Annotated in this window: 10 protein-coding genes; all 10 read left to right on the top strand. The window is 54.2% G+C overall.

Features of this window, described 5'->3' with window-relative positions; translation table 11 throughout:
- The first annotated feature begins 254 nt into the window (after positions 1 to 254).
- Genes R3177_RS01245 through R3177_RS01200 form a run of 10 tightly spaced genes read left to right on the top strand, consistent with a single transcriptional unit; the run spans position 255 to position 12,057 of the window.
- Complete coding sequence (locus R3177_RS01245) at positions 255 to 2,861, top strand: hypothetical protein (protein ID WP_318969229.1); 2,607 nt, start codon at positions 255 to 257, stop codon at positions 2,859 to 2,861.
- Positions 2,862 to 3,593 carry a hypothetical protein gene (locus R3177_RS01240; RefSeq protein ID WP_318969228.1) on the top strand — a complete coding sequence of 244 codons (732 nt, stop codon included), beginning with the start codon at positions 2,862 to 2,864 and terminating at the stop codon, positions 3,591 to 3,593.
- Positions 3,563 to 4,204, top strand: a complete 642-nt coding sequence (locus R3177_RS01235; protein WP_318969227.1) for an outer membrane beta-barrel domain-containing protein — start codon at positions 3,563 to 3,565, stop codon at positions 4,202 to 4,204. Before R3177_RS01240 ends, R3177_RS01235 begins: the two co-directional genes overlap by 31 nt.
- 16 nt (positions 4,205 to 4,220) lie before the next feature.
- Positions 4,221 to 4,712: a TlpA disulfide reductase family protein gene (locus R3177_RS01230; protein ID WP_318969226.1), complete on the top strand. Its 492-nt coding sequence runs from the start codon at positions 4,221 to 4,223 to the stop codon at positions 4,710 to 4,712.
- Positions 4,678 to 4,926 carry a DUF4266 domain-containing protein gene (locus R3177_RS01225; protein ID WP_318969225.1) on the top strand — a complete coding sequence of 83 codons (249 nt, stop codon included), beginning with the start codon at positions 4,678 to 4,680 and terminating at the stop codon, positions 4,924 to 4,926. The genes R3177_RS01230 and R3177_RS01225 overlap by 35 nt, the downstream gene beginning before the upstream one ends.
- Complete coding sequence (locus R3177_RS01220; RefSeq protein WP_318969224.1) at positions 4,913 to 6,052, top strand: DUF3570 domain-containing protein; 1,140 nt, start codon at positions 4,913 to 4,915, stop codon at positions 6,050 to 6,052. The genes R3177_RS01225 and R3177_RS01220 overlap by 14 nt, the downstream gene beginning before the upstream one ends.
- Before the next feature lie 12 nt (positions 6,053 to 6,064).
- Positions 6,065 to 6,598 carry an AraC family transcriptional regulator gene (locus tag R3177_RS01215; RefSeq protein WP_318969223.1) on the top strand — a complete coding sequence of 178 codons (534 nt, stop codon included), beginning with the start codon at positions 6,065 to 6,067 and terminating at the stop codon, positions 6,596 to 6,598.
- Positions 6,595 to 8,451 (top strand): hypothetical protein, encoded by a 1,857-nt coding sequence (locus R3177_RS01210; RefSeq protein WP_318969222.1) that lies wholly within the window; start codon positions 6,595 to 6,597, stop codon positions 8,449 to 8,451. The genes R3177_RS01215 and R3177_RS01210 overlap by 4 nt, the downstream gene beginning before the upstream one ends.
- Positions 8,451 to 11,327, top strand: coding sequence for a tetratricopeptide repeat protein (locus R3177_RS01205; protein WP_318969221.1), 2,877 nt, complete (start codon positions 8,451 to 8,453; stop codon positions 11,325 to 11,327). The genes R3177_RS01210 and R3177_RS01205 overlap by 1 nt, the downstream gene beginning before the upstream one ends.
- Complete coding sequence (locus R3177_RS01200; RefSeq protein ID WP_318969220.1) at positions 11,314 to 12,057, top strand: tetratricopeptide repeat protein; 744 nt, start codon at positions 11,314 to 11,316, stop codon at positions 12,055 to 12,057. The genes R3177_RS01205 and R3177_RS01200 overlap by 14 nt, the downstream gene beginning before the upstream one ends.
- Positions 12,058 to 12,059 lie beyond the last annotated feature (2 nt).

Here is a 12,059-nt window from a genome sequence, read left to right as displayed (position 1 = left end):
AACGCGGCGTTAAGATTCTTAACATGCAGCTTAAATCATTGAGGCTGCGAATAAAGCGACAAACGACGCTAAAACCACAGTTTCTGTTAAAGGTATGATAACGAACTGGCCGGTCAGCAGCAAAAAATTTTGTCTTGCTCTGCTATATGGCGAACGGTAATCTGATAAGCCTGTTTTTACTAAAAAACTTAATTTATTAACATTTAGTCAATTAATCTTGTGGTCATCGGGTTCGGTGGCGGGTACTGCTAATAATGATAAAACACATCTTACTGCTGCTGGCCGGTTTATGCTGTCTGGTTGGTTGCAATGCCGACATCAGCGTACAAGACGAGCCTCAGGATCCGGTGGCACAGGAGTATCCACTGGCCTTTGTAGCAAGACCGCTAACCGGTGAAGATGGGGAGCCTTACCAGCGCAGCCTGACCGCGCCCGAGCAGTTCAATCCGGGGGCGCGGCTGATTATTAAACGAAATGCCTTTGCCCAGTCGGCTGAACGTGAGTTGCTGGCTGATGTATTTGGCGATGCGCCTTATGACGTAAAAGATTTAGTGGTGTCGCCCGACGGCGATACGCTGTTGTTTGCGATACGGCCACCAGAGCTGGCCGACGTACCCGATGAGTTGCAACCTACCTGGAGTATCTGGCGCTACAGCCGCAGCACCGACAGCGTTACGCCGGTTATTACTGATCCACTGCGCGCAGAACAGGGCCATGATATTAACCCGGGTTTTCTGGCCGATGGCCGGATCATTTTCAGCTCGAGCCGGCAACAGAAAGCCCGGCAAATATTACTGGATGAATTTAAGCCTCAGTACAGTGGCTTGCATGAAGATTTGCAGGGGCCCGCTTTTAATTTACATGTGATGAATGCCGACGGGACTGACATTGAGCAAATCAGCTTTAACCTGAGTCATGACCTGTATCCGGTTGTCCGGCCCGATGGCACGATATTATACAGCCGCTGGGATAATCAGGCTGACCGTAATATGTTTAACTGGTATCAGATGCGGCCGGACGGTGCGGCGAATCAGCTGGTATATGGCTGGCATTCTCATCAGACGGGGCCGGATAACAGTCAGGTAGAATTTGCCAAACCTTTACTGTTGGCTAACGGCGAGGTCGCTGCCTTACTCAGCAGCCGTCAGCAAACCGGACTGAACGTGCTGCCGGTGCAAATTGCGCTGGCGCTTGCCAGTGATAACCAGCAACCGCTGTATCAGGAAGTGCTGAATCTGCCGGCACAAACCCCGCTGTTACCCTGGGACTTCGATAATTCCAGCCGGCCGGAATCAGCAGGGCTGGTGCAGAATATATTTGCATTACAGGATGGGTCTGACCGGTTTCTGGTAAGCTGGGCCCCCTGTCAGGTTGTGGTCGACCAACAGCTGACAAGCTGTGAACTGGTTAATGAGCCGGCAGCCTACCCGCTGGCGCCCCCGCGCTTTGGCTTATGGCTGTTTGATCTGGCAAAACAAACTCAGGTGCCGGTTAAGCCCGGGGTCGACCAGCAATTATTAACCGAAGGCGTTGTACTTCAGGCCTTTGCGCGACCAGCCTTTCTGCCCGACAACCCGGATGCCAATCCGATGCTGGCTGAAGCCGGTGAAGCGATTCTGGACATTCGCAGTGTATACGACATTGGCGGTGAGGCGGTATTGCCAGTCGCGCAACTGGCCGATCCGATGCAATCGACTGCTGCCCAGCGGCCAGTTCGTTATTTAAGTCTGGTCCGCGGTGTACCTATTCCGCCTGAAGAGGTTCGGGAAGTGCCTAATTTTGCATTTGGGGTAAACCGCCGCCAGTTAATGCGGGAGCTGGTAGGTATCACCCCGGTGCAGCCTGATGGCTCAGTGCGGGTTAAAGTGCCGGCAAATGTGCCGCTGGCGCTGAGTTTACTGAACGCTGAAGGCCAGGCCGTGTCACCACCGCACCAGCAGTGGATAACCCTGGCAGCTGGCGAAACCCTCAGTTGTAACGGCTGTCATACGGCCAGTAATACCCGGCCCCATGGCAGGCAGAATGGTGAATGGCCAAGCATTAACCCCGGTCCGCTCAACGCTGCCGCCGCCTTTCCTAATGCCAACCCGTTATTGCCGCCTAATGCGGGTGAGACGATGGCACAAACCATGGCGCGTTTGCTGGGTGAACAGACCTTAAGTGCAGCCCTGGATTTCGAGGATATCTGGACTGATCCGGCGCTACGCCAGCCTGATCCGGCAGAACTGAATCAGTTTGCTGATCTGATGACACCAACACCGGTTGGCCTGGCGTGTTTTAACCGCTGGCAGGCCGCCTGTCGGTTAAGAGTGGATTATCCGGCCCATATTCAGCCGTTATGGCAGCTGGACCGGCGTCAGTTCGATCCGTTAACTAACGAGTTAGTTCGTGACCACACCTGTGTCAGTTGTCACAGCAGGACTGACAGTGCCGGCGCCACGACTGTGCCATCGGCACAGCTGGAACTGACCGGACAGCCTTCAGATCTGCAACCGGAGCAGATGGCCAGTTACCGGGAATTACTCAGTAATGATAATGAACAGGAGCTCATTGGTGGTGTGCTGGTTGACCGTCTGGTGCAGCAAGTCGATGCTGATGGCAACCTGGTGTTTTTACGCGATGCCAATGGCGAATTGATCCTGGATGAAAATGGCAATCCGATACCGGTGATGGTGGCAGTCACGATACCGGCAAGCATGCGGGTTGGCGGGGCGCTGGCCAGCCAGCGGTTTTTCAGCCAGTTCAGTCAGGGCGGCAGCCATCAGGGATATTTGTCGGCAGCGGAACTGCGTTTAATCAGCCAGTGGCTTGATATGGGGGCCCAGTATTACAACTCACCTTTTGCCGTGGAGTTTGACTAGATGCGCTGGTTTGGCTTGTTATGGCTGCTGCTGGTTGCGCCGGTTCTGGCACAGCAAAGTGGGTTGGAGGGACAGCAGGTTGTTGTTCAGAAAGACTTTATCGATCTTCGGACCGGGCCTGGCCGGGGATATCCGATAGTACAGGTTGCGCTGAATAATGACAGCCTGCTATTGCTGAAGCAACGAACAGCCTGGATTAAAGTGCGCTACCGGCAGCAGGAATTATGGTTACCAGCCTCAGAGCTTACACATCTGTATCAGGTTGGCGGCGCGCAAAGTGTTGGCGAATTGTGGCAGGCAGATCAAGCAGTGACAAGCTGGCAGCTGGGGTTGGCTGCCGGTGATTTCGCGGGTACCAGTTTTTATCAGTTAAGCGGCGGTTACCTGTTTTCAGATGTCGTGGCGCTGGAACTGAGCGCCGGGCAGGGCAGTGGCCAGCAAGCCAGCAGTCAGCAGTATTTACTGCAACTGAGTATCAGCCCCTGGCCGCACTGGCAGCTGTCACCTTATATGGCGCTCGGTGGTGGAGTACTGCTGACCCGCCCCAGAACCGTGCTGGTGCAAACCCCGGAACGACGAAGCCCGCTGGCAACAATCGAGCTGGGTGTAAATTATCCGCTGACCCGGCGGGTTCAGGCTAATCTGCGTTATCGCAGAGCGCTGGTCAGTACCGACCGCGACGTTAATGAAGAGACGAATACATGGTTAATTGGATTACGCCTGGCGTTCTAGCCAGTGTTTTATTGTGGCAAAGCCCGGTTGCTGTTGCGCTGCAGGCCAATCAAAACAGCCCCCGGATTGAGCCGCAGATCACTCAGTCTGACGTGGTACCTGCCAGACTGGATACCGAGAATTTTGCTGTTGCGCTGCGTGGCGGGGCATTAGCGATAGAGGATTTTGGTAACAGTGGCCTGGCTGCAGTGCAACTCAGTTATCACATTAACGAAGATTTTTATGTCAGCGCTGAGTATGCCCTGGCAAAGGCCGGGCTGACCTCATACGAGCGGCTAAGTGGCGCAGCGCCCCTGTTAACCGATGATGAGCGGCAATGGCAGTTCTATGGCGCAGAGCTTGGCTATGTGTTGTTGCCAGGGGAGGTATATCTGGGCAGTGATTATGCAATTAACACCGGGTGGTCGTTGTTTGCTGGCGCTGGCAATGTTGATTTTGCCGGTGACACTGTTTTTGCCGTCAAATTTGGCAGTCAGTTCAGGCTGTATCTGACCGACTGGCTGGCACTGGATTTAGTGGTTAATGATTACGTGTTTGAAACCACAATTTTGGCGGAAAGTAAAACGACCCATAACCTGAGTATGGCGTTGGGCCTTGCGGTCTATTTTTAATAAACGGGAAAGTTGTATGAAAACACTGTTATTAGGTTTGTTGTTAACTGTGCTGTCATTAAGTGTCCGCAATGCCAGCGCTGAATCACAGGCAGCAGCGCCTGATTTTACCCTCAAAGCGTTAACCGGCGTTAATCTGCGTCTGGCAGAGCAACGGGGCGACATCATAGTGCTGAATTTCTGGGCCAGCTGGTGTGGTCCTTGTCTGCAGGAAATGCCGGCACTGGATAAACTGGCCAGCAAGTATCAGCCATTGGGTGTCCAGATATGGGGCGTTAATGTCGAAGCAGACAGCACTGCAGCCCAGAAGTACCTGAGCAAGACCCGGGTTGAGTTTCCCATCCTGTTTGATACTGAAAACAGTGTCTCGGAACGTTATCAGGTTCAGGCAATGCCGACCACAGTCATCATAAATAAAGACGGCAATGTGCACAGTGTCCATCGGGGTTATAAGCCGGGTTATGAGCAGAAATATGAAAATGATATTAAAACCCTGCTGCGCAATTAAATCGCTGACAGCTATTCTGCTGTTTGTCAGCCTGACCGGCTGCGCCAGTATTGAGCCCTGGGTAAAACCCTATGAACGGGCCGAGCTTGCCGATCCGATAATGGCCTTTGGCCGTCATCCGGTGGCCATCCAGCATAGTGCCCATGTCAGAGACTCACGGGAAGCGGCCAAAGGCGCCGATGGCAGTGGCGGAGGCGGTTGTGGCTGTAATTAAGAGCCTGCTGGCTGCGCTGCCGGGGTTGGCATTCAGTAGTTCGCTGGTTGCCGCCGTACTGCCCGATAACCGGATTGACTTAATGCATCATAGTTACCAGGGCGGTGGCGTGTCGATTGATGGCCCGGCGCTGATGTTACGCAGTAAGGTGGGTGAGCAGGTCTCTGTTTCCGGTTTCTATTATGTTGATACGGTGTCCGGGGCATCAATTGATGTGGTGGCAACTGCATCTGCTTACAGTGAAACCAGGATAGAGAGCAGGCTTGGCGTCGATTATCTGACAGGTAACAGCATTTTGTCAGTGAATTATGCACAAAGCGACGAAGATGACTACAACGCTAAATCGGTGTCGCTGGGTGTCGCCCATGATACGTTTGGCGGCATGACGACCTTAAGTCTGACTGCTGCAGCAGGAGATGATGAGATTGGCCGTAACGGCGATGCCAGTTTCAGTGAGCAGTTACGCCGTTACAGTTACAGCTTTGGGGTAACACAGGTACTGACCACCCGCTGGATCAGCGCGCTGAATGCGGAAGTGGATATGGAACAGGGCTTTTTGAATAACCCGTATCGCAGTGTACGGTATCGTGATCCGATGGCTGAGCTTGGCTATGGCTATCAGTTTGAGCGCTATCCCAATACCCGCAACAGTTTTGCCCTGGGGCTGGTTAACAAGTTTTATTTACCGTACCGGGCCGCGCTGACGGCATCACTACGGCACTATCAGGATAGCTGGGATATCCGGGCCTTTGACGCAGAACTTGAATATGTTCATCCGCTCGCCGAGCGCTGGGTGCTGGACAGTCATCTGCGCTGGTATCAGCAGGGTCAGGCATCGTTTTATGCGGATTTATTTGATTTTGCCAACCAGCAGAATTTTATGGCCAGAGACAAAGAGCTCAGTGATTTTAACAACCTGAGTGTAGGCGTCGGTGCCAGTTATCGGTTCGCGAGCTGGGCCTGGTGGCCCACTGCCAAACCGGAGTTAAACCTGGAGTGGGATCATATCCGCTTTAATTACAATAATTTTCGTAATGTTACCGTAACGGGGGCAGAGCCGGGCGCTGAACCCTTGTATCGGTTAACTGCCAATGTTTACCGAGCTTTTTTCAGTGTTTATTTTTAATGAGGTTGCCGCATGAGATGTCAGTTAGTCAGTTCCGTACTGTTTAGCGTTATGTTGCTGACGGTACCGTTGTCAGCCCGTGCAGCAACAACCGACTCATCAGCTCAACAGCAAATTGAACAGTTAAAACAGCAGGCTATTGCGCTGAACCGTGAGCTGTTTATTCTGGAAGAAGAATTATTATTTCCCCCGCAAACCCAACTGGCGGTCTATGTGTCTGTTGACGCCGGGCATTTTTTTCAGCTGGACAGTATTCAGTTAAAGCTGAATGATAAGCCGGTGGCTGCCCACCTTTATACCAGCAGTGAGCGCGAAGGCTTGCAGCGTGGTGCCATACAGCCGTTTTACAAGGGCAATATCCGGGCCGGTGAACATACCTTAACGGCAGTCTTTGTCGGAAAAGGTCCGGATGATCGTGACTACCGGCGGGCCGTCAGCCACCGTTTTACCAAAGCAGATGAAGCCGTATTGCTGGAGCTGAAAATTGCAGACAGCAGTGCTGATTATCAACCTGATTTCAGTGTGGAAGTATGGTCGGGCAATTGAGCAAAACCCTGTCAGCCCGGCTGCTTGCGTTACTGTTGGGCAGCGGCCTGACACTAGCTGCTGTCGCTGAGCCGCTTGCGCGCACCGAGAAACAGTACCGCCTGGCCGCCTGGCATTTTTATCAGGATGATTATTATCAGGCCCTGCTGCAGTTATCACTGGCACCGCAAGACCCGGCAAAAGCCAGTCTGCTGACAGCCGGCCTTTTATTACAGCTGGATATGCCCTTTGCCACAGCAGCATTGCTGAAGACGCTGCTGGACGAACAATCGCTCGGCGGCACGCTGCCACGCCAGTTGCGTAATATTGCGCTCCTGCAGTACAGCCGTTATTTGCTTGAGCAGCAGCAAAATACGGCGGCGACCCGGTATCTGAACCAGTTAAGCCCACCGCTGGCCGAACTGGCTGGCGAGGCAGAGCTGCTAAAACAGTTACTGAACTGGCCGGCCAGCCAGACAACTGATCCAGAGGTATTTGACCGGCTTGCCGGGCAACGTGAATTACCTTATGTGGTGATCAATCACATTCTGGCTTTACGCCAGCAACAGCAACCTGAGCAGGCGTTATCGTTACTGGCAAAGCTGAATAACGAATTACAGCCACCGCAGCAAACCGGTTTCTGGTCACAGTTATTCAGCTGGGGCGGGCCAGCGCCGTTACTGAATGATAATACGGAGCGTCAGGCACTTGCCGATTATCTGCAATTATTACAGGCGGGATTGCTGGTGGATCAAGGGCAATGGGCTGATGCCCAGCGGGTACTGCGCAATTTTGCCAGTAACAGCGTACTGACTCTGGCTGCGATGACATTGTATCGGGACATCCTGACAGAAAACCGGCAAATTCCCACACTATTGGCCGTATTGCAGCAGCTGATTGCCCGTTATCCCTATGCCGTCGCCAGCTGGCTGGCAGCGCACCAGCTGGGTAATCAGTTTGAGCGTGCGCTGGCTCAGCAGGATGCGTTGGCGGCATATCGCTGGGCGGATCAGTATTATCAGCAGCAGTTGGCTGATAACAGTGAGCATGCCCGACCGGTTAACCTGACGGCGCTGGCAAAATCTGACACACTCACTGGCTGGCAGCGTTATCAGCTTCGTCAGCAGCCAGCACTGTTTCATATGAGCAGTCAGCTGCAAGGCTTACAGCAATTGCAGCAACTGCAGCAACAACGGTTAAACCGGCTGGAAAATCTCGCTGAGGTTGTCCGCTTCAAACTTGCCCAGCAACGGCAATTACTGGACACGGCACTGCCGGGCTTAACCGCGCGCCAGCAAGCGTTGCAATGGCAGGCCGAGCAGCTGAGCAGCCAGATAGCGGCTGCCAAATCGCAACCAATGGCCCAGCAATTGTGGCTGGATCCAGCTGAACAGGATTTTGCCAGGTGGCAAACTACGATAAGCAAGGCGCAACAGCGGGTCGAGGCACTGACTGCGGCCGGCCGCGATGTCAGTTCCGCCAGGGTACGGCTAGAGCGGCTGACGGGCATTTTGCAGTGGCATTATCAGTACAACCGTGCTGAGCGACACTGGCAACTGAGTAAACAGCAGCAGCAACTGACTGCAGAGCTGACTGACATTGAGCAGGCGCTAGCGCGGTTAACCCAACTGGATGGCAAAACCGAACGCTTACTGCTGCAACAGCAGCAACTGGCGACCCTGACTGACCGGGAAAGCCGCTTTGCGCGGATGCTGGCCACCGAGCAGCAACAGATGCTGGCCCGGCTTAATAGCAGCCTGGCCCAGCTACAGCAGGCTGAGCGTGAGCAACTTCTTGAATTGCGCCGGTTAAATACCCAGGCCATTGCCAGGGTGATGGAACAGCTATTGCTGACCTCACAGGAGGGCCACTAATGCGCCATCTGATGTTTAGCAAGCTGCCCCCTTTCCTGGTTTTTTCGTTGTTAGCAGGCTGTGGCAGTGCGCCCGATAAAATGGTTCGCCGCCCGACACTGGCCGAACTGGCTCCGTTTAACCAGGCGGCGCTGCCTGAGTCCGGGCCGGTAACTGCCATTCAGCTGCAGCAGGTGTATCAGCAATTATTAGCAATGGCGCCGGCAGCGACGGTAAGACAAAAAGTGCTTTACCGCTTATCGCAGCTTAATACCCGGGAGCTGGAATTAGCCGAGTTGACACCGGCCGCTGAGCGACAGGCGCTGCTGAAGTTAATTGCGGAATACCGTGCTTTGCTGGCGCAGTTTCCAGAGGACCCCAATAACGAACTGATCCATTATCAGCTGGCCCGGGCGCTTGACTTGATTGGGGACAGTCAGGCGGCTCAGCAACAGATGCAGGCGCTGCTCAGGCAATATCCACAAAGCGGGTTTGCTGCTGAATTATGGTTTCGCATCGGCGATATTTATTACAGCCAGAGCGACTATTTACAAGCCTTAGCTGCGTTTGAACAGGTGCTGATGCTGGCCGGGCCGGAGCTCAGTCAGCATGCGTTGTATATGTCCGGCTGGAGTCATTTCCAGTTGCAGCAATATGCGCTGGCCGATGATGCTTTCTTACAGGCACTGGATCTGACCTATCACCAACGGCTGATAGCTGATCAGCAGCAAAGTCTGCGCGAGGAGCTGACAAGGATACTGAGCATCTCGCTCAGTTATCAGCAGCAGGCGGCAAGCCTGCTGGCACTGCTGCAGCGGGCTGCTTATCGCGACGGTCCGCCACAGCAGCGGCCGGTTGCCTATCAGGCGGCGTTATATCAGGCACTGGCGGGTTTTTTATTTGAGAAAGAGCTGGATCAGGCCGCGCTTGACACTTACCGCACGTTTATTGCTGACCAGCCGCTGGCTGTGGAAGCGGGCCGGATGCAACTGCAGCTGATACAGCACCATCTGGATTACGCCGAAGCTGACGCAGCACAGCAGGCGCAACAGGGCTTTATCGACCGGTTTGGTCCGGCCAGCGCTTTCTGGCAGCAAGCCCGGCCAGCCGAACAGGCAGAGCTGGCACCGCAGCTGGCACAATACCTGGATTATTTTGGCCGCAAAGGTTATCAGCTGGCCCGTCAGGCCAGCGGCAGTGCCAAACCCGCACTGTTTGGTCAGTTGGTCCGCTACTGGCAGCAATTATTGATGGTGCAGCCATTGTTATCAGAGGTTGAGCGGCAAGACAGCCTGCTCTGGCCGGATGATATCCGTTATCTGCTGGCAGAAGCGCTGGCAGAAAGTGGTGAGCAACAGGCGGCACTTGCTGCCTATCAGCAGCTCGGTTACCCGACGACGGCGCTTAATGCACAGAGCTTTACTGCCGAGCAGGCTGCTTACCGCGCCTTGTTATTAAGTGAAGCGTTGGCTAAAGCCGATAATGCCAGCCGCGCAGCAAAGGATAACTGGTGGCAGCAACAGCAGCAGTTTGTCCGCTGGCACAGTCGCCACGAGGCGGCGCAGCAGGTTGCCCTGAATCAACTGTCAGACATTTATCAGCAAAAAGCCTACAGCGACGTGGCAGACTATGCCCGGCGCGTCATCGACTGGCCGCACCCGGAACTGACTAACCGGCAACTGGTGAACGAAGCGTTGTTTATTGTCAGCCAGACCGCGCTGGCGCAACAGGACTATAGCCGGGCAGAGCAGAGTCTGCAGCAATTGCTGGCTATTTATGCTGCAGATAACGCGATAGCCATCGACGGCAGCGCTGGGGCTGCCAGAGAGCGCTTACTTCGTACCCAACTGGCTTCGGCGGTATATCAGCAGGCGCAGCAAGGCGGTATTTCTGCCGCTGAGCAGTTGCAGCATATAGAGCGGTTATTAGCATTGCCAGAGTCGGAGTATCATCAAAGCGCAGCTTACCAGCAAATCAGCCTGCTGCTGGCAGAACAGCAGTATCCCCAAGCCATCAGCCTGATGCAGACTTATCAGTCTCGTTATCCGGACAGTGCGGAACTGCCGGCCATCCGCAGTGCGCTGTTAAGCAGCTATGAGCAATTAGCAGACTGGCAAAGTGCTGCTGACTTACTCAGCCAGCAGGTCGCCGCGCTTGACGCGGGAGCGCAGCAGCAGGCGCTGTTATACAAAGCAGCAGATTACTACTGGCAGGCCGGTAACGTTGACGCCGCCCGTCTGGCCTACCGCAGCTATGCTAATCAGTACCCAGAGCCTCATTTGCCGGCACAGGAAGCGCGCGCCAGGCTGGTTGAGCTGTATCAGGCGCAGCATGATCTCAGCCGGCGTAATTTCTGGTACCAGCGTATTGTTAACGCCGAACAACAGCTGGCCAGCCAGCAACAAGATGGCACTGAGCGCAGCCGGTATCTGGCCGCTGATGCGGCATTACAACTGGGGCTGCATAACAGTACGTTATTTAACGGTGTTACTTTACGCCAGCCACTGCGTGACAATTTAAAGAAAAAGCAAACCCATATGACAACGGCGATAAAATTGCTGCAAACCAGTATGAGCTGGCAGGTTGCCGATTTTTATAGTCAGGCTCAGTACCAGATTGGCGAACTGTATCAGCAGATGGCGGCGGCACTGCTAAATTCTGAACGACCCAAAGGGCTGGATGCGTTGGCGCTGGAACAATACGAGTTGCTGCTCGAAGAGCAGGCTTACCCGTTTGAAGAGCTGGCCATTGAAATATACCAGCAAAATGCAGCGCTGGTCAGTCAGCCACTGTATGACAAATGGGTTGCTGAGAGTTTTCACAAGCTGGCTGAGTTATCGCCGGCCCGTTACCGTAAACCCGCGGTTTACCTGGAGCTTGCTGATGAAGCTTACTAACTGCCGGTTCAGGTCTCACCTGTTGCTGGCCAGCCAGCTGTTATTAAGAGGGGGCACGGCGCTGGTGCTGCTGTTATCGCTCAGTCATTGTGCGCAGTTAAGCGCACCGGATGCTGCTCCTGAGGCTGCTGACCAGATGACTTCTCGTGCCGAACCGCAACAACAGCCTGCAGAGCACCTTTCTGAGCAACAGCACTCACCCGGTCAGATCACAGTGCCGGTTACTGAACCTGGTTTAACTGCCCCGGTTACGCCAAAACCTGAGTTGCAACCGGAACTAGCGCAACAGTTTGAGCAGGCCAAGCAGTCACTGCGAAAGAACGATTACCGCCAGGCGATTACCCTGCTTGAACCGTTGGCCCAGCAGCTGCCGGACGCACCGGGTATTCATTACAATCTGGCGGTGGCTTACTGGCAGCTGCAGCAAACTGAACAGGCGCTCCGGACCCTGACGCCGCTGCTGGAACGCCGGCCAGATTATGTTGAAGCGGCAAATTTACTGGGGGTTATTGCCCGCCAGCAAGGCAATTTTAACCAGGCAAGACGCTACTGGCTTGAGGCCTTAGCCCAGCGCAGTGATTTTGCCAGTGCTCATAAGAATCTCGGGTTTTTATATGAGCTGTATCTGGCGCAGCCAGAACAGGCCCGGCATCACTATCAGCAATATCAAAAGCTTACCGGCGACCCTATGGCAGAAGCCTGGTTGCGTTTGCTGGAGCAGCAGGAGTAACT

This window comes from Arsukibacterium sp., assembly GCF_033722355.1.
Taxonomy (GTDB): Bacteria; Pseudomonadota; Gammaproteobacteria; order Enterobacterales; family Alteromonadaceae; genus Alishewanella.
The sequence above is the reverse complement of the archived record's forward strand: the minus strand, read 5'-3'. Positions and strand labels throughout refer to the sequence as shown.